15 protein-coding genes are annotated in these 18239 nt (G+C 69.4%); 11 read left to right on the top strand and 4 right to left on the bottom strand.

Features of this window, described 5'->3' with window-relative positions; all coding sequences use genetic code 11:
* Positions 1–108: 108 nt before the first annotated feature.
* The gene (locus NS3_RS03055) at positions 109–1560 is read left to right on the top strand and encodes an NAD-dependent succinate-semialdehyde dehydrogenase (RefSeq protein WP_067853138.1); all 1452 of its coding nucleotides are present in this window, start codon (positions 109–111) and stop codon (positions 1558–1560) included.
* Between the two features lie 72 nt (positions 1561–1632).
* Here NS3_RS03055 and NS3_RS03050 read toward each other — a convergent pair whose 3' ends face one another.
* A complete protein-coding gene (locus tag NS3_RS03050; RefSeq protein WP_067853569.1) occupies positions 1633–1950 on the bottom strand; it encodes a chorismate mutase in 318 nt (105 codons plus the stop codon).
* 312 nt (positions 1951–2262) lie between these two features.
* On the opposite strand from NS3_RS03050, the gene NS3_RS03045 reads away from it, so the two are divergent.
* Both NS3_RS03045 and NS3_RS03040 read left to right on the top strand, forming a co-directional pair.
* On the top strand, positions 2263–4890 hold the full coding sequence (locus NS3_RS03045; protein WP_067853135.1) for a UvrD-helicase domain-containing protein: 2628 nt from the start codon (positions 2263–2265) through the stop codon (positions 4888–4890).
* Between the two features lie 99 nt (positions 4891–4989).
* Complete coding sequence (locus NS3_RS03040) at positions 4990–5418, top strand: hypothetical protein (RefSeq protein ID WP_157101137.1); 429 nt, start codon at positions 4990–4992, stop codon at positions 5416–5418.
* A 146-nt stretch (positions 5419–5564) separates the two neighbouring features.
* On the opposite strand, the gene NS3_RS30480 is transcribed toward NS3_RS03040, so the two are convergent.
* Positions 5565–6953, bottom strand: coding sequence for a M23 family metallopeptidase (locus NS3_RS30480; protein WP_067853563.1), 1389 nt, complete (start codon positions 6951–6953; stop codon positions 5565–5567).
* Between the two features lie 565 nt (positions 6954–7518).
* On the opposite strand from NS3_RS30480, the gene sucC reads away from it, so the two are divergent.
* From sucC to NS3_RS03000, 7 genes are all read left to right on the top strand, one after another.
* A complete protein-coding gene (gene sucC, locus NS3_RS03030) occupies positions 7519–8685 on the top strand; it encodes an ADP-forming succinate--CoA ligase subunit beta (RefSeq protein ID WP_067853132.1) in 1167 nt (388 codons plus the stop codon).
* 25 nt (positions 8686–8710) lie between these two features.
* Entirely contained in the window at positions 8711–9625 is a 915-nt protein-coding gene (gene sucD / locus NS3_RS03025; RefSeq protein WP_040798471.1) for a succinate--CoA ligase subunit alpha, read from the top strand.
* 197 nt (positions 9626–9822) lie between these two features.
* The gene (locus tag NS3_RS03020) at positions 9823–10902 is read left to right on the top strand and encodes a DUF5336 domain-containing protein (protein WP_067853129.1); all 1080 of its coding nucleotides are present in this window, start codon (positions 9823–9825) and stop codon (positions 10900–10902) included.
* A gap of 211 nt (positions 10903–11113) precedes the next feature.
* On the top strand, positions 11114–12745 hold the full coding sequence (locus NS3_RS28830) for a cell division protein PerM (RefSeq protein WP_157101136.1): 1632 nt from the start codon (positions 11114–11116) through the stop codon (positions 12743–12745).
* A 182-nt stretch (positions 12746–12927) separates the two neighbouring features.
* Positions 12928–13560 carry a phosphoribosylglycinamide formyltransferase gene (gene purN / locus NS3_RS03010; RefSeq protein ID WP_067853123.1) on the top strand — a complete coding sequence of 211 codons (633 nt, stop codon included), beginning with the start codon at positions 12928–12930 and terminating at the stop codon, positions 13558–13560.
* Positions 13557–15134 carry a bifunctional phosphoribosylaminoimidazolecarboxamide formyltransferase/IMP cyclohydrolase gene (purH, locus tag NS3_RS03005; RefSeq protein ID WP_067853121.1) on the top strand — a complete coding sequence of 526 codons (1578 nt, stop codon included), beginning with the start codon at positions 13557–13559 and terminating at the stop codon, positions 15132–15134. Before purN ends, purH begins: the two co-directional genes overlap by 4 nt.
* 100 nt (positions 15135–15234) lie before the next feature.
* On the top strand, positions 15235–16122 hold the full coding sequence (locus NS3_RS03000; RefSeq protein ID WP_067853116.1) for a TIGR01777 family oxidoreductase: 888 nt from the start codon (positions 15235–15237) through the stop codon (positions 16120–16122).
* Here NS3_RS03000 and NS3_RS02995 read toward each other — a convergent pair.
* Positions 16109–16558: a hypothetical protein gene (locus tag NS3_RS02995; protein WP_245649445.1), complete on the bottom strand. Its 450-nt coding sequence runs from the start codon at positions 16556–16558 to the stop codon at positions 16109–16111. The two genes, NS3_RS03000 and NS3_RS02995, sit on opposite strands and share 14 nt — an antisense overlap.
* Before the next feature lie 212 nt (positions 16559–16770).
* Between NS3_RS02995 and NS3_RS02990 the strand changes: the two genes are divergently transcribed.
* Positions 16771–17349 (top strand): LysM peptidoglycan-binding domain-containing protein, encoded by a 579-nt coding sequence (locus NS3_RS02990; RefSeq protein WP_067853099.1) that lies wholly within the window; start codon positions 16771–16773, stop codon positions 17347–17349.
* A 90-nt stretch (positions 17350–17439) separates the two neighbouring features.
* On the opposite strand, the gene NS3_RS02985 is transcribed toward NS3_RS02990, so the two are convergent.
* Positions 17440–18228: an AAA family ATPase gene (locus NS3_RS02985; RefSeq protein WP_067853096.1), complete on the bottom strand. Its 789-nt coding sequence runs from the start codon at positions 18226–18228 to the stop codon at positions 17440–17442.
* Positions 18229–18239 lie beyond the last annotated feature (11 nt).

The raw sequence follows: 18239 nt of genomic DNA, 5'->3' as shown, positions 1-18239 counted from the left end.
CGGGCGCGCACAGGCAACGGGGGCTGCCGGGGACAACGGTGCGGGACAACGCGGATTCCGCGCGCGAAGGCACCGCCGTGGCGAGTCCGCGCTGTCTAGGCTGGCGGCATGGTGTCCGAACGCGAACTACTCGAATCCGTCCCGACGCGACTGTGGATCGGCGGACCCGTCGACGCCACCGGCGGCGGCACCTTCCCGGTGCACAATCCCGCCACCGGGCAGGTGCTCACCGAGGTCGCCGATGCCACCCCGGACGACGCCCTGCGCGCCCTCGACGCCGCCTCGGCGGTGCAGCAGGAGTGGGCGGCCACCCCGGCCCGCGAACGCGGTGAGATCCTGCGCGCGGTGTTCGACGCGATCACCGCGCGAGCCGAGGAATTCGCCCTGCTGATGACCCTGGAGATGGGCAAGGCGCTGCCCGAGAGCCGTAACGAGGTGCGGTACGGCGCGGAGTTCTTCCGCTGGTTCAGCGAGGAAGCGGTGCGGGTGCACGGCCGCTACCAGCACGCGCCCTCGGGCGCCGGCCGCATCGTCGTGCACAAGCAGCCGGTGGGGCCCGCGCTGGCCATCACGCCGTGGAACTTCCCGCTGGCGATGGGCACCCGCAAGATCGGCCCCGCCTTGGCCGCGGGCTGCACCATGATCGTCAAGCCCGCTTCCGAGACGCCGCTGACCATGCTGCTGCTCGCCCAGCTGTGTTCGCAGGCGGGCCTGCCGGACGGCGTGCTCTCGGTGATCACCACCAAGCGCTCCGGCGCGGTCACCGGCGCGCTGCTCGACGATCCGCGACTGCGCAAGCTCACCTTCACCGGCTCCACCGAGGTCGGCAAGAAGCTGGTCGAGCAGTCGGCGGGCAAACTGCTGCGCACCTCGATGGAACTCGGCGGCAACGCGCCGTTCGTGGTGTTCGACGACGCCGACGTCGACGCCGCGGTGCAGGGCGCGATGCTGGCCAAGCTGCGCAACGGCGGCGAGGCGTGCACGGCGGCCAACCGGTTCCACGTGCACAGCGCGGTGGCCGAGGAGTTCACCGAGAAGTTCGTGGCGGCCGTGCGGGACTCGGTGCGGATGGGCCCCGGCGTCGATCCGGAGACCACGCTCGGGCCGCTGATCAACGCCGAACAGCTGGCCACCGTCACCGACCTGGTCGAGGACGCGGTGGCGCTCGGCGCGCGGGTCCGCCACGGCGGTTCCGCGCCGGGTGGGGTGGGGTGGTTCTACCCGGCCACGATCCTGGACCGGGTGCCGGAGAAGGCGCGCATCCTGAGCGAGGAGGTCTTCGGTCCGGTGGCGCCCATCGTCACCTTCGACACCGAGGAACAGGGCCTGGCGGCCGCCAACGACACCCGCTACGGCCTGGTGGCCTACGTGTTCACCCGAGACCTGGACCGCGCGCTGCGGATCGCCGAGGGACTGGAAACGGGCATGGTGGGCGTGAACCGGGGCGTCATCTCCGACCCGGCCGCGCCGTTCGGCGGTGTGAAGGAATCCGGCTTCGGCCGGGAGGGCGGCTTCGAGGGCATCGAGGAATATCTGTCCACGAAGTACATCGCGCTCTGAGACGTCCCGTGCACGAAACGAGGGTCGCGGTCCACTGCGGACCGCGACCCTCGTGAGTGAGTTCTCCGGTGGCTACCTGCCGAGTCGGCCGCGCCCCAGACGCAGCAACAGCATGGCGAGGGTGTGGCCTTCCTGGCCCAGTTCGCTGAAGCGCTCCAGCACCTTCATCTCGCGGCTGTGCACCAGACGCGGGCCGCCGGAAGCCATCCGGGTACGGCCGATCAGCCGGGAGATCTCGGTGCGACGCTTGATGGCGGCGAGGATCTCCGCGTCGAGCTGGTCGATCTCCTTACGGAGCTTGTCGATCTCCGCCTCCGACTGCGGCAGCGCCGAGTCCGACCCGGCGGGCTGCGCTGCATCCGACCCGGTGGTCGTGGCAGGGGTGCTCATATTCATCTCCTCGTGTCAGAACCTGGATCGGCGCGCGCGCTTCGCGCGTTACCAACCCGTTCTTTCACCGTGAAACAGACCTGGTGGGTTCCATACTCCCCCCAGCAGTACGCGCTCAGCTACCGGATTCGCGATCTCGGTCGCCGACGAACCGTCAACACGGACGCATCGTGGCCGGCCGACGCGCGTCGGCCAGTCTGCCACGGGTTCCGAACAATGCAAAACATGTCATTTTTCAACTACGCGGCGCTTCGGCCGTCGAGGGGGCGGGGCGTCGCGCCTGTCGGTGTCCGCCGGTAGCGTGGACGGGCAATGGACATGACGGCGGCTCCCCAGACGACAGCTCCCCCCTCGGGTGCTCCCCAACCGAACTCTACCGGTCGATCGCTGGCCGAACGAGCGCAACAGCGGGCCGATGAGCTGGCCCGCAGGCACGCCGAGGAGCGGGGGCAACGGCCGGGCGGCGAGCGCGCGTCGCAGCCCGACGAGGAGCAGGCCCGGCGTCGCGCCGAACGGGAACAGCAGCGCGTCGAGCAGGTGGAACGCCTGCTCGACGGACTCAATCCCCAGCAGCGGGCGGCGGTCGTGCACGCGGGAGCGCCGCTGTTGATCGTGGCGGGCGCCGGATCGGGGAAGACCGCCGTGCTCACCCGGCGCATCGCCTACCTGCTGGCCGCCCGCGATGTCACTCCCGGCCAGATCCTGGCGATCACCTTCACCAACAAGGCCGCCGCCGAGATGCGCGAGCGTGTCGCCGGGCTGGTCGGCCCGCGCGCGGCCACCATGTGGGTCTCGACCTTCCACTCCAGCTGCGTGCGCATCCTGCGCAGCCAGGCGGCGCTGCTGCCCGGTCTGAACTCCAACTTCTCCATCTACGACGCCGACGATTCGCGCCGCCTGCTGACCATGATCAGCCGCGACCTCGAGATCGACGCCAAGAAGTACTCCGCGCGCCTGCTCGCCACCGCCATCTCCAACCTCAAGAACGAGCTGATCGATCCGGACCGGGCCGCCGCCGAGGCCGCCGGGTCCGCCGATTCCGAGCTGCCCGTGCTGGTCGCCCGCGTCTACGCCGAGTACCAGGCCAGGCTGCGTTCGGCCAACGCGATGGATTTCGACGACCTCATCGGCGAGACCGTCGCGCTGTTGCAGCGCCATCCGCAGGTCGCCGAGTACTACCGCCGCCGCTTCCGGCACGTGCTCGTCGACGAGTACCAGGACACCAACCACGCGCAGTACGTGCTGATCAGGGAGCTGGTCGGGCTCGCGCCGAAGACCGGGGACGGCACGGCCGACGAGCACGCCGTGCCGCCGAGCGAACTGTGCGTGGTGGGCGACGCCGACCAGTCGATCTACGCCTTCCGCGGCGCCACCATCCGCAATATCGAGGAGTTCGAGCGCGACTTCCCGGACGCCGAGACGATCCTGCTGGAACAGAACTACCGGTCCACGCAGAACATCCTGTCCGCCGCCAACGCGGTCATCACCCGCAACCAGGGCAGGCGCGAGAAGCGACTGTGGACCGACTCGGGCGAGGGCGAACCGATCGTCGGATACGTTGCCGACAACGAGCACGACGAGGCCGCGTTCGTCGCCCGCGAGATCGATCGCCTGGTCGACGCGGGCGAAGCGAACTACAACGATGTCGCGGTGTTCTACCGCACCAACAACAACTCCCGGGCGTTGGAGGAGACCTTCATCCGACTGGGGTTGCCGTACAAGCTGGTCGGCGGCGTGCGGTTCTACGAGCGCAAGGAGGTCCGCGACATCGTGGCCTATCTGCGCGTGCTGGAGAACCCCGAGGACGCGGTGAGTATGCGCCGCATCCTCAATACCCCGCGCCGCGGCATCGGCGACCGCGCGGAGGCGTGCGTGGCCGTACACGCCGAACAGCGGGGCCTCGGTTTCGTCGCGGCGCTGCGCGATGCCGCCGAGGGCAAGGTGGCACTGTTGAACACCCGCGCTCAGCGCGCCATCGCCGGCTTCCTCGAACTGCTCGAGGAGATCAGGGCGGCGGGCGAACAGCCGGGCGCGGACTTCCCGGATGTGGGCGCGGTCGTGGAAGCGGTTCTCGACCGCACCGGCTATCGCGCCGAACTGGAAGCCTCCGACGACCCGCAGGACGGCGCGCGGCTGGACAACCTGAACGAACTGGTCAGCGTGGCACGGGAATTCAGCGCGGGCGCTTACGACGCCGCGGTGGCGGCGCGCGAGGAGGGGCTGCTGCCCGAACAGGGGGAGGGCGAGCCCGAGCCCGGTTCGCTGGCGGCGTTTCTGGAGCGGGTATCGCTGGTCGCCGACGCCGACCAGATCCCCGACGAGGGCTCCGGCGTGGTCACCATGATGACCCTGCACACCGCCAAGGGGTTGGAGTTCCCGGTGGTCTTCGTGACCGGCTGGGAGGACGGGCAGTTCCCGCACATGCGCGCGCTCGGCGACCCGACCGAACTGGCCGAGGAGCGCAGGCTCGCCTACGTCGGCATCACCCGCGCCAGGCAGCGCCTCTATCTGTCCCGCGCGGTGGTCCGATCGGGCTGGGGTCAGCCGGTGTCGAATCCGGAATCGCGTTTCCTGCAGGAGATTCCCGGCCATCTGATGGACTGGCGCAGGCTCGAGCCCGCGCATTCGCCCGGTCTGCGCCGTCGCGGCGGCGCGGAGGACATGGAGCGGGACTGGACGCGCGGCGACGGCTGGTCCGAGTCACGCGCCGCGACGCGCGGACGTGGTCCGGCCAGGCCGGCGCCGGGCAAGGCGGGCCGCGCCGCCTCGAATCTGGTTCTCGCCGTGGGGGACCGCGTCAGCGACGACAAATACGGTCTCGGCCGGGTGATCGCCGTCGACAACGTAGGAACGATGCAGACCGTGACCATCGATTTCGGCGGTGACGTGGGCCGGGTCCGGCTCATCCCGCAGCACAGCAGGACTCTGGTCAAGCTCTGAGCCCCGGCCGATAGCGAAAGGCAGGCCGGTGCCGAAAGGGTCTTTCGGCCCGGCCCAGGGCCTCTTCTCCACGGCAGGGTCACTGGGTAGCGTCGAAGTGTGGACAGCTTCGCGCAACACCTGGTCTGGTTCCTTCCGATGTTGTGGCTGGGGATGGTCCTGGCCATCTCGTTCCTCGAGGCGCCGTTGAAGTTCCGGGCGCCGGGGATCACGGTGCCGCTCGGACTGGGGATCGGGCGCATCGTGTTCCGGGCCTTGAACACCGCCGAAACCGTATGGGCCGCACTGCTTCTGATCGCCTGTGTGGTGCTGGGGCCCTCGACCTCGGTGTGGGTCTGGCTCGGTGTCGCAGTGGTGGCGCTGGCGATCCAGCTCGTGGTGATCCGGCCGCCGCTGACCAGGCGGTCGAACCAGGTGCTGGCGGCGGGGGAGGATTTGGGGCGCTCGACCGTGCACTACTACTACGTCGCGTTCGAGGTGGTCAAGGTGGTCGCGTTGATCGGTCTGGCGATCGTCGCCGCGCCCTGAACGACACGAACGACTCCGGTCGTCGGGCGCTGTGGCCGGAACGTCGCATGGCCTGATCGCCGCGCCGCGCGGCCGGTTCGGACAGCGAAACACCCCGGGGCTCGCGGGCTCCGGGGTGTTGTCGGTGGTACGTCGGTGATCGAGGATCAGCTGCGGATCTGACCGAGGGCGATGCCTCGGCTGGCCAGCCAGGGCAGCGGGTCGACCTTGTCGGTGCCGTTGAGCCAGACCTCGAAATGCACGTGCGGACCGGTGGAGAATCCGCGGTTGCCGACGGTGGCGATCTGGTCGCCTGCCATCACGTACTGGCCGGCGGAGACGAGCGCGGTGTCGACGTGGCCGTAAACGGTGACCGTGCCGTCGTCGTGCAGAACCCGGACCCACATGCCGAAGCCGGAGGCAGGGCCCGCCTCGAGTACGGTGCCGTCGGCCACAGCGTAGATCGGGGTGCCGATGGGGGCGGCGATGTCGACGCCGAGGTGCTGCACACCCCAGCGGGCGCCGTAGCCGGAAGTGAAGTTGCCGTAGGTGAACTGGGCGAACAGCGGCCGGAGCTTGGCGGCTTCGGCGGCGGCCAGATCCTCGGCGTACTTGCGGCCCTTCTCCAGGATCTCGTCGAACTGGCCGAGGTTCGAGGGTGCGGAGACGTTGAGCACCTGCGGCGCGGCGGAGGAGGTGGTCGGGTCCTCCAGGCTCACCGACTGCGCGGCGATCTCGTGGATCTGGCCCGCCGCTTCGTAGTCGATGGTCTGGGAGGGCTGACCCGGCGAGGCCATCGCGGCCTGACCCGCAGCGACGACGGCGCCCGCGGCGACGGCGACGACCGCGGCACGCCCCTTGAGCGATCCGGGCGGGGCGGGCACGCGGTGCGCGCCGCCGCGACGGGCGGCGCCGCGACCGGGGATGAAGGTGGGTGCGACGGGCGTGCCGACCAGGCTCGCGTCGGACCGGTCGTCATCGGATTCGTCGTCGTGCCAGCCGTTTTCGGCTTCCGGGGCGTACTGGGACTGGCGCGCCCAGGCGTCGCTGTCGCAGGTGCCTTGCCACTGACTCGGGTCGTCCTGGTTCCAGCCCGGGGCGCCTTCCGGCTCAGCGGCTTCGGTGGCGCCCCAGGCGCCGCCGTCGTTCCAGGAGCCCTGCTGGTGCCATGCCGGGTCCTCGTCCTGATTCCACGCCGAGCCGTCGTTCCACGCGGCATCGTTGTTCCACGCCGTGCCCGAGTCCTGATTCCACGCGGAGGCGTCGGGAGCCGCGGAAACGTGGTCCTGCGCGCTCTCGTTCCAGGCCGAGCCCTCGTTCCACGCGCCGCCCGCCTGGCTCCACGCCGCGGTCTCGTCCCAGGCGGCGTTCCCCGCGGCGTGCGCGCCGAAACCAGCGGCGGCCGGGGCGGCATGGTGATTCGTCGAGGGGGGCAACGGCGCGGCAGCCGGCATGAAGGGCTGATCGTCGTCGCGGTAGCGGTGACCGGAGCGCGAGCGGGGGCCGGAAGAGAAAGCGCCGGCAGCGAGTTCGGTCAGAGTCGAGCGATTACTCATCGGCAGCACCACATCGTGAAGCGGGAGTTGGTCACTGTGCCGATGAAACGGCAGGTGAACGATGTCGGGGGTGTCTCGATCGAACGGCTCACCGATTGCGGAGCGCTGTGCTGCATCAAGGCTTGCCGTCCTCCTCATCCTCTGGAACAGGGGAGTCGTGACATAGTTGTGACATCGACTGCATGACGGTAACGAAGCGATTGCGTCGCTCGCAAGCGCTGCGCCGTTTCTCTCCCGGCATGTGAGATTCATCACGGTAACGGCGCGGAATATCTCACCGCGTTTCGGGCATGCGAGTGAGAATGCCCGCCGCCCCCGCGCGGCGGTCCGGTGCGGGTCTCCGGCGTGGGCCGCTCTACCTGGCCGCACGCCAATAAGCTACTCGCCAGTAGCCTTGGCCAGCGGTTTTGCGTGCCCCGCCTTATGGTGCGTGACCTGCGCCACTTACGATGAACGTGGCCGATTGGCCCTCCATGTGACTGGTTAGAGTCCGACCCGACCCGCTTCCGACGTCGGGCCGCCAACAAAGACGTTGTCATAGCAACGCAGACGAGATGGTGAGTACATGGATCTCTTCGAATATCAGGCGAAGGAGCTCTTCGTTAAGCACGGAGTGCCTTCGTCCGAGGGCCGCGTCACGGACACGGCCGAGGACGCCCGCGCCATCGCGGAGGAAATCGGCAAGCCGGTGATGATCAAGTCCCAGGTCAAGGTCGGTGGCCGCGGCAAGGCCGGTGGCGTGAAGTACGCCGCCACCCCGGAGGACGCGTTCACCCACGCGCAGAACATCATCGGCCTGGACATCAAGGGCCACATCACGAAGAAGATCCTGGTGGCCGAGGCGAAGGACATCGCCGAGGAGTACTACATCTCCTTCCTGCTCGATCGCGCCAACCGCACCTACCTGGCCATGTGCTCGGTGGAAGGCGGCATGGAGATCGAAGAGGTCGCCGCCACCAAGCCGGACCGTCTGGCCAAGGTCGCCGTCGACGCCGTCAAGGGTGTCGATCTGGCGTTCGCGCGCTCCATCGCCGAGCAGGGCCACCTGCCCGCCGAGGTGCTCGACTCCGCCGCGGTGACCATCCAGAAGCTGTGGGAGGTCTTCGTCGCCGAAGACGCCACCCTGGTCGAGGTCAACCCGCTGGTGCGCACCCCGCAGGACGAGATCCTCGCCCTCGACGGCAAGGTGACCCTGGACGAGAACGCCTCCTTCCGGCATCCGGAGCACGACGAGTTCGCGGACATCGACGCCACCGATCCGCTCGAGCTCAAGGCCAAGCAGAACGACCTCAACTACGTCAAGCTCGACGGCGAGGTCGGCATCATCGGCAACGGCGCGGGTCTGGTCATGTCGACCCTCGACGTGGTCGCCTACGCCGGTGAGAACCACGGCGGCGTGAAGCCGGCCAACTTCCTCGACATCGGCGGTGGCGCCTCGGCCGAGATCATGGCCGCCGGTTTGGACGTCATCCTCAACGACGCGCAGGTCAAGAGCGTGTTCGTGAACGTCTTCGGTGGCATCACCGCGTGTGACGCGGTCGCCAACGGCATCGTCAAGGCGCTCGAGATCCTGGGCGAGGAGGCGAACAAGCCGCTGGTCGTGCGTCTCGACGGCAACCGCGTCGAAGAGGGCAGGCAGATTCTGGCCGACGCCGCGCACCCGCTGGTGACGCTGGCTCAGACAATGGACGAAGGCGCCGACAAGGCCGCCGAACTGGCAGCCGCCCGCTGACGCGGACGAGTAAGGACCGAATCTCATGTCTATCTTCCTGAACAAGGACTCCAAGGTCATCGTCCAGGGCATCACCGGCGGTGAGGGCACCAAGCACACCGCCCTCATGCTCAAGGCCGGCACCCAGGTCGTCGGTGGCGTGAACGCCCGCAAGGCCGGCACCACCGTGTCGCACACCGACAAAGACGGCAACGCCGTCGAGCTGCCGGTGTTCGGCACCGTCGCCGAGGCCATCAAGGAGACCGGCGCCGACGTGTCCATCGCGTTCGTGCCGCCGAAGTTCGCCAAGGACGCCATCATCGAGGCCATCGACGCGGAGATCCCGCTGCTCGTGGTCATCACCGAGGGCATCCCCGTGCAGGACACCGCGTACGCGTGGGCCTACAACGTGGAAAAGGGCAACAAGACCCGGATCATCGGCCCCAACTGCCCCGGCATCATCACCCCGGGCGAGGCGCTGGTCGGCATCACCCCGGCCAACATCACCGGCAAGGGCCCGATCGGCCTGGTGTCGAAGTCCGGCACGCTGACCTACCAGATGATGTACGAGCTGCGCGACTTCGGCTTCTCGACCTCCATCGGCATCGGCGGCGACCCGGTCATCGGCACCACCCACATCGACGCCATCGAGGCGTTCGAGAAGGATCCCGAGACCAAGCTCATCGTCATGATCGGCGAGATCGGCGGCGACGCCGAGGAGCGGGCCGCGGCCTACATCCAGGCCAACGTCACCAAGCCGGTCGTCGGCTACGTCGCGGGCTTCACCGCTCCGGAGGGCAAGACCATGGGCCACGCCGGCGCCATCGTGTCCGGCTCCTCGGGCACCGCCCAGGCCAAGAAGGACGCGCTCGAGGCCGCGGGCGTCAAGGTCGGCAAGACTCCTTCGGAGACCGCCGCCCTGGCGCGCGAGATCCTGGAGCAGGCGTCGATCACCGCCTGATTCCCTGGGAGCCATCCGCTCGGACTCGATCGGATAAAGCACGTTGAAGGACCGCTTTTCGGGTAACCGGAAGGCGGTCCTTCCGCTTCGGCGCACGAGGACGACCCGTTCGGGTGAGGATGACCGGTGCGGGCGCGTGCAGTAGCGTCAGAAGTAGTCCAGCCGAAGTACACGAACTCGACCGAGGAGACGACGACATGTCCTACCCGACCGGGGGCTCCGGGTACAACACACCCGCGACGCCCTCCGCACCTTCCGCACCCGGCCCCGGCCAGCCGACCGGTGCAGGCGCCGGTGCGAGCGCCGCCGGTGCCGCGGCCAAGGGGCTGCCGTTCTTCCTGGTGGTCGGCGTCGCTGCGCTCGGTGTGCTCAACTTCCTGCTCGGGTTCCTGCCGTTCGCTCAGCCGGAGATCACCAACTCCTTCAACGGCGCCACCATCACCGGTGATTCGCAGTCGGCGTTCAGCATGGGCATGGCCGGGCTGCTCGCCCTGCTGCTGCTCGGCGGTCTGCTGGCCGGTCTGTCGCTGCTGCCGAAGCAGGATTGGAAGGGCGCTGCCGCCGCGGCGTCGGCCGCCGGTTTCCTGGCGCTGCTGTTCCAGGTCATCGCGCTGCCCGAAGGCTACGGCGCGAAGTTCGGCGCCTGGGTGCTGATCTTCCTGGCGCTGGTGCAGACCGCCATCGCGGTCGCGGCGGTGCTGTTCGACGCGGGCATCCTGAAGCCGCCCGCTCCCAAGCCCGCGCAGCCGGCCGGTCAGCAGGGTGGATTCCCCGGCCAGCAGGGCGGTTACGGTTCCTACGGCCAGCAGGGCCAGTCGCAGTACGGCCAGCAGAGCCAGCCCGGCCAGCAGACCTACGGTCAGCAGGGACAGGGTTACGGTCAGCAGCCCGGGTACGGTTCCGGCGCGCAGTACCCGGCGCAGCAGTCGCCCTACGGTCAGAGCCAGCCCGGCCAGCAGGCCGCCTCGCCGTACGGCCAGCAGAGCCAGCCGGGGTACGGTCAGCAGCCGGGTTACGGTCAGCAGCAGCCGGGATACGGTGCGCCGCAGCAGCCCTCGCCCTACGCGAGCGGTGCGCAGCCGCGTCCCGACGAGAGCGCGACCCAGCACTACGGCGGCCAGTCCGGCCAGCAGTACGGCGCCGGTTACGGTCAGCAGCCCGCCGCCCCGCAAGCCGGTCAGCAGCAGGGACAGCCGTTCGGCGGTGAGACCACCGGTGACCCGGCCGCCGACGCCACCACGGCGTTCCGGCCCTCCGACGACAACAACAACAAGTAGGTCGTCGCAGCACCCGGTCTCGAAGTACCTGTACCGAACCAGATCGGTCGAAGAAGTACCCCGCGAGCACCCGGCCCGTTCCAGGGCGGGTGCTCGCGGCGCGCCTGCCCCGATCCCGTCGCGAAGGCTGCCACGCTGAATTCCCATGAGCTCACCCAGAAACTCGCTCGTCCGCTGGACCGGGGAACCTCCCGGGAAGCCGGAGCGGCCCGTGCGTAGCGGGCCCGAGGAGATCTACGAGCCGGGGTTCCTGTCGCTGACCCCGGAGCGGGCTCGGGTACTGCTGCTCGTCGCGGTCCGCCCGGCGGCCCAGGCGATGCTGGTGATCGCCGTGCTGGTGCTGCTCACGCTGCTCACCTCCGGCGACGGCATGGCGGGCACCTCCGCCGCGATCGCCGCGAGTTGGCTTGCGATGCACCAGGTTCCGCTGGTCGTCGGCCAGACCACGCTCGGACTGCTGCCGTTGCTGCCCACTGCCGTCCTGCTGTGGGCGGCGGCGCGCGAATGCGCCCGCGCCATGCTGCCGGACAGTTCACGCGCCGATCTCGGCTGGCTGATCGGCGCGGCGCTCGGCGGGCCGCTGCTGGTCACCGCGGTCTGTCTGGCCGTGGTCGAGGACGCGTCGGGAATCCTGCCGGTGCGCTCGCCGAACGCGCTCGGCGCCTTCGGCTGGGTGCTCGCGCTGCACACGATCGCGGCGGTGGCGGGCATGGTGAGCCAGGAGATCCCGCACGTGGTCGACGTGCTGCGGCTGCCGGACTGGGCGGTGACCGGTCTGCGCTGCTCGGGGCGCACCGCACTGCGGCTGCTCGCCTGCGCGGCGGCGGTGACCGTGGTGTCGCTGCTCGCGCACTGGTCGGCGCTGGGGGAGGGCTATGGCAGCGCGGGCAATGTCTGGGGCGTGCTCGGCCTGACAGCGCTCTCGCTGGTCTATCTCCCCAATGTCGTGGTCGGTGCACTCGGGGTGCTGATGGGCGCGCCCGTGCAGTTCGGCGCGGCCTCGATCAGCCTGTTCGAGGTGGTCGGCGGCCCGGTGCCCGCGGTGCCCGTGCTGGCCGCGCTGCCGGTCGGTCCCGCGGCCGGGTGGTGGCCGTTGCTGATGGCGCTGCCCGCAGCCGTCGGGGTCGTCACCGGTCTCGATCTGGCGCGCACCGGTGACGACGAGATCCGTCGTCCCTGGTCGGTTCTCGTCTGCGCCGCCGGGACGACACTCGTGCTGCTCGTCGCGGCGCTCCTGGCCGGCGGCGAGCTGGGCGGCTTCGGCCACGTGGGCCTGGACCTGCTGGTCTTCGCCGCGTCATCGTTCCTCGTCCTCGCGTTCACCGGCTGGATCGGTCTGATCGCGGCCAGGCTGGTCCTGGACCGCCGCGCAGGGCGCGTCGGCCACGGCTACTACGACGATGACGACTACGACCGCCGGGGTGGTTCCCGTGCCGACCACGAGGACGGCCGCGACGACGATCACTACGACGACGATCACTACGACGAGCATTACGACGACGATTACGACGACGACGATTACGACGACGAGCACGACTACTACTACGACGACGATTACGACGACGAGCATTACGACGACCACCACGACGGCGACTACGAGGACGGCGATCCCGATCACGGCCACGACGAGGACGACTACGATCCCGATCACGGGCCAGAACGCGACGATCCCGATCACGACGTCGCGGACCGCGATCACGAGCACGACGAGGCCGACCGCGATCATCCCGACGCGATCGAGGCCGAAGTCCTCGACGATCCTCCTGCCGTCAGCCGCCCACGCCGCGAACCGGCCGCCGACATCGTCGACGCCGAAGTAGTCGATCCCGACGCTGCCCGCTGACCTGCCGCACCGGAGAGCGCCACGCCCCCCTCGGCCGCGTGTCACCCGGCCGGAGCACCCGCTGCCGACCGGTCGTCAAGATCGTCCGCGCCACCGACTACGCTGATCACCGGCGGTGACGTTCCCCCGCCGACAGATCGACACGCAGGAGTAGAGCGCTGACGCCTTCGCATGCCACGTGGATGCCGACCGCGGCCCCGGCTACCGTCGTTGTGCTCGCCTCGGGCACCGGATCGCTGCTGCGTTCCCTGCTCGACGCGGCGGGCGAACCCGGGTATCCGGCGAAGATCGTCGCTGTGGGCGTGGATCGCTCGTGTGCGGCCACCGGTCACGCCGAGGAGGCGGGTGTTCCGCATTTCCGGGTCGCGCTGCCCGACTACGCCGACCGCGATGCCTGGGACGCGGCGCTGACCGAGCAGGTCGCGGCCTACCACCCGGATCTGGTGGTCTCCGCGGGCTTCATGAAGATCCTCGGCCCGGCCTTCCTGGCTCGCTTCGGCGGTCGGATCATCAACACCCATCCCGCGCTGCTGCCGTCCTTCCCCGGCGCGCACGGTGTGCGTGACGCGCTCGCCTACGGGGTGCGGGTCACCGGCTCGACGGTGCATCTGGTCGACGCGGGCGTGGACACCGGCCCGATCCTGGCGCAGGAGCCGGTGCCGGTGCTGCCCGGTGACGACGAGGCCACCCTGCACGAGCGCATCAAGGTTGTCGAACGACGGTTGCTGGCGGAAGTCGTCGCCGCCGTCGCCACGCGAGGCATTGTCTCCGACGGACGAAAGGCAGTAATTCCAGATGAGCGGGTGCACCGGTGACTGAACGCAAGCCGATCCGCAGGGCGCTGGTGAGCGTCTACGACAAGACCGGGCTCGTGGAGCTCGCGAGCGGTCTGCACGCCGCGGGCGTGGAACTGGTCTCGACCGGTTCCACCGCGGGCAAGATCGCCGAGGCCGGTATCCCGGTGACCAAGGTCGAGGAGCTGACCGGCTTCCCCGAGACCCTCGACGGCCGGGTCAAGACGCTGCACCCCCGGGTGCACGCGGGCATCCTCGCCGACACCCGCAAGGCCGAGCACCTGGACCAGCTCACCGAGCTGGGCGTCGAGGCGTTCCAACTGGTGGTGGTGAACCTCTACCCGTTCACCCAGACCGTCGCCAGTGGCGCGAGCCAGGACGAGTGCGTCGAGCAGATCGACATCGGCGGCCCGTCGATGGTGCGCGCGGCCGCGAAGAACCACCCGTCGGTGGCCGTGGTCGTCGACGCCGGTGACTACGCCGACGTGCTGTCGGCGGTGACCGAGGGCGGTTTCACCCTCGCGCAGCGGACCGCTCTGGCGGCCAAGGCCTTCCAGCACACCGCCGCCTACGACGTGGCGGTCGCGAGCTGGATGACCGGGGTGCGCGCCCCCGCGGTGGCCGAAGCCGAGGGCGAGGCGCCCGGCACCCCGTACCCGGCGTGGATCGGCGGCAGCTGGGAACGTGCCGCGGTGCTGCGCTACGGCGAGAACCCGCACCAGTCCGCGGCGCTGTACACCGCCGACGGACAGCCCGGCCTGGCCCAGGCCAAGCAGTTGCACGGCAAGGAGATGTCGTACAACAACTACACCGACGCCGACGCCGCCTGGCGCGCCGCCTACGACCACAGCAGCCCCGCGGTCGCGATCATCAAGCACGCCAATCCGTGTGGCATCGCGATCGGCGCCGATGTGGCCGAGGCGCACCGCAAGGCGCACGCCTGCGATCCGGTGAGCGCCTTCGGCGGCGTCATCGCGACCAACCGTGAGGTCACCGTCGAGCTGGCCGAGCAGGTGGCCGACATCTTCACCGAGGTCATCATCGCCCCCTCCTACGCGCACGGCGCGGTGGAGGTGCTGCAGCGCAAGAAGAACGTGCGCATCCTGATCGCCGAACCGCCGCAGCGCGCGGGCGTGGAACTGCGCCCGATCAGCGGCGGCGCGCTGCTCCAGCAGCGCGACATCCTCGACGCCGAGGGCGACGACCCGGCCAACTGGACCCTGGTCGCCGGCGAGGCCGCCGACGAGCAGACCCTCACCGACCTGGCGTTCGCCTGGGTGGCCTGCCGCGCGGTGAAGTCCAACGCCATCCTGCTGGCGGCCGACGGCGCGTCGGTGGGTGTGGGTATGGGCCAGGTCAACCGGGTCGACGCGGTGCAGCTGGCCGTTCGCCGGGCCGGGGATCGCGCCAAGGGCTCGGTCGCCGCGTCGGACGCGTTCTTCCCGTTCCCGGACGGCCCGCAGCAGCTGATCCAGGCCGGTGTGCGCGCCATCGTGCAGCCCGGCGGGTCGGTGCGCGACCAGGAGACCATCGACCTGGCCAAGGAAGCGGGAGTCACGCTCTACCTGACCGGATCCCGCCACTTCGCGCACTGAGCGCGAGAGCTCTCCGGCGAGGGTGGACGCACACGGTGTCCACCCTCGCCGTTTCTCTGCCCGCCGCGCCCGCCCCGGCGCCCTACGGCACAATGAGCGAATGCGTATCGTAGTCGCCGGATCGTCGGGACATCTGGGTCGAAATCTAGTTTCCATACTGCGCGGCGCAGGCCACGAAGTGGTGACGCTGGTGCGTCGCCCTGCCGCCGGAGCCGACGAGATCACCTGGGATCCAACGGGTTCGGACTTCGACAGCGCCGTGCTCACCGGCGTCGACGCGGTGATCAACCTGTGCGGCGCCCCCGTCGCGGCCCAGCGGTGGACCCCGGCCTACCAGCAGGAATTGCGCGACAGCCGGATCCTGCCCACACAGGTATTGGCGCGCGCGGTGGCCGAGGCCTCGGTGCCGGTGCTGCTCAACGCCTCGGCGGCGGGCTGGTACGGCGATTCCGGGGACCGCGAGGTCGACGAGTTCACCCCCAACGCCGACGACTTCCTCGGCACCATGTGCCGGGACTGGGAGGCGGCCACGGCCGCGGCCACGGAAGCGGGCACGCGAGTGGTCCTGCTGCGCACCTCGAACGTGCTGGCCGCGGACTCCATGATGGTGGAGGGGCTCAGTCCGCTGTTCAAGCTCGGACTCGGCGGCAAGTTCGGCAGCGGCCGCCAGTACGTCCCGTGGATCACGTTGCAGGACTGGCTCGCGGCCGTGCAGTGGCTGCTCGTCGAGCCGGTCTCGGGTCCGGTCAATCTCGTTGCGCCGGAAGCGGTCACCAACGCGGTGTTCACCAAGGCCTTCGCCCGCGCGTTGCGTCGCCCCGCTCTGATCACCGTGCCGGGCGCGCTGCTGAAGCTGATCGGCGGCGAGGCGGGTGCCGAACTGCTGAACGGCCATCGAATGGTGCCGAAAGCGCTGGTGGGCAGTGGATTCGAGTTCAGTCACCCCACCCTCGAAGAGGGGATGGCCTACACGTTCACGCGGCGCTGAGCACGGTTCGATCGCCCAGCGGTCGCTCCAGCGGGATCTCCATGTGGGCGAACACGGCGATCATCACGCACATCTTGCCCACGGCGTCGGCGCGGGTGCCCGAGCGCAACTCCACCGTGACCGTCGTGTCGGTTTCGGTGGTCACCGCGTCGACGCCGTAACACTCCGGTGAACCCATTTCGAAATTGATCGCGATCCGGTTCTCGGCCAGGCGCGACCAGGATCTGAACGGAATCGGGTGTGCGTCCACGATGGTCGGGTCCGCGGTCACGAGGGTGCCGCTCGGCTGCGGTGCCTCGCTCGGCGGCGCCGACGCCGTGGTCTGTGCGGACGTGGCGATGCTGCCGGAACGCGTAGCGTCCTGCGCGGCATCGTCGTCGGCGTCTCCGCCGAGGCCGCAGCCCGTCGCGACGAGCCCGAGGAGCAAGACGGTCAACGCGGTGGCGGTACCTCGGCTCGACATCCTGTGCATGCGATCAGCCTAGTCCGGCGGTGGGATATTCCCCACAGTGAACGTTCCGCGAACCCTGCGCGTAATCCCGCCCCGGCTACCGATGCGACGGTAGATTCGGCGGCGATGCGCGTCAACGATTTTCGGCGGGCATCGCTGTCGGGTGCTGTGCACAGGAACATCTCGAAAGGAACAACGTGGGCGACACGCTGCGTGTAGGCGAAGAACTCGGACTCGGCGAGTCCCTGACCGGCGGTGCATACACCCTGACCCTGCAGCCGGACGGCAACCTCGTGCTCTCCGAGCCGGACGGCGAGGTCGTCTGGGCCACCCAGACCCACGATCAGGGTGTCCAGCGCGCCGTCCTGCAGACGGACGGCAACTTCGTTCTCTACAAGGGCGAGGGCGCCGCATGGTCCACCGAGACCAACGGCGAGAACGTCGACCGACTGGTCGTGCAGGCGGACCGCAACGTGGTGCTCTACGGCGCCGACGGTTCGGCGGCTTGGGCCTCCGGGACCCACACCGACAACCCGCTGCCCGCTCCGGAGCCGGAGCCGGAGCCGGAGCCGGTCGCTGCCGCGCCGGTCGCCGAAGAGGTGCCCCCGCCGCCCGCGCCGGAGGTCCGCACCTACACCGTCGAGCCCGGCGACACCCTGTGGGCGATCGCCGAGCGCTTCTACGGCGACGGCAACCGCTACCAGGAGATCGCGAACGCCAGCGGCATCGCGAACCCGGATCTGATCCATCCCGGCCAGGTTCTGACCATCCCGTAAGGCCGGGATCAGCCACCGCGCAGAACAGCGGCGGACAGACGTGGGCCCCCGCAGCACGCTGCGGGGGCCCACGCGTCGTCGGGGCGAGTGTCAGTACCGCATGGCGTAGGAGAGTTTGCGCCAGGTCGACTTCTGGCGTTGGGCGGCCTTGAACCGATCGTCTTCCTCGAGCACGGCGGTGGCCTGGGTGACGCGCCGCTGCGCCTCTTCGATGGCCTCCTCGACCGGCATCACGGTCTCGAGGTCGAACAGTTCGATGATCCGGGTGACACGCTCGTAGACGCTGCCGCCGACCACCTCGTAGGGCAGACCGATGTCCTTGACCACCTGTAGCAGGGTGTCGTCGGACAGCTTGCGGAACGGTTCGGAGACCGGGCGGTGGCCGTCCTTGCGCATCTCGAACTCCACCGGCAGGTGCACATAGGCGTCGTACAGCCGCGCGGCGCGTTCCTTGACGATGTCGCCGATGATGTCGGTGTACTCCAGCAGCGGCTTCTTGCGTCCGATGCCCGCCACGCTCTTCACGGTGCGCAGCAGCATGCCCGCGCCGGGATTGATGCCCACCGCCATCCTGGCCGTGCCGTACACCCATTCGTGCACCACGGAACCGTCGGAGATGAAGGAGTCGTCCCTGGACTCGTTGTGCACCCGTTCCTCGAAGCGCCGCAGGCCGAGCAGCAGCAGCTCGATCGAATTGAGCTCCATCACCGTCTTGCCGGGAACGAGGTCGATCAGCAGCTCACGGGAGGTGAGCGCATGGGTGCGCGCGATGCCGGTGGCGATCGACAACGTCTCGGTGGTGGTGCTCTTCCCCGTGCCGTAGGTGCCCGATATCGCGAGTTTGATGCTCTCGCGTCGCTGTCCACCGACGAGGTACATGTGCGCTCCGA

Source organism: Nocardia shimofusensis NBRC 100134 (assembly GCF_001613125.1).
Classification (GTDB): Bacteria; Actinomycetota; Actinomycetes; order Mycobacteriales; family Mycobacteriaceae; genus Nocardia; species Nocardia shimofusensis.
This window is presented reverse-complemented; position numbering and strand designations above follow the sequence as displayed.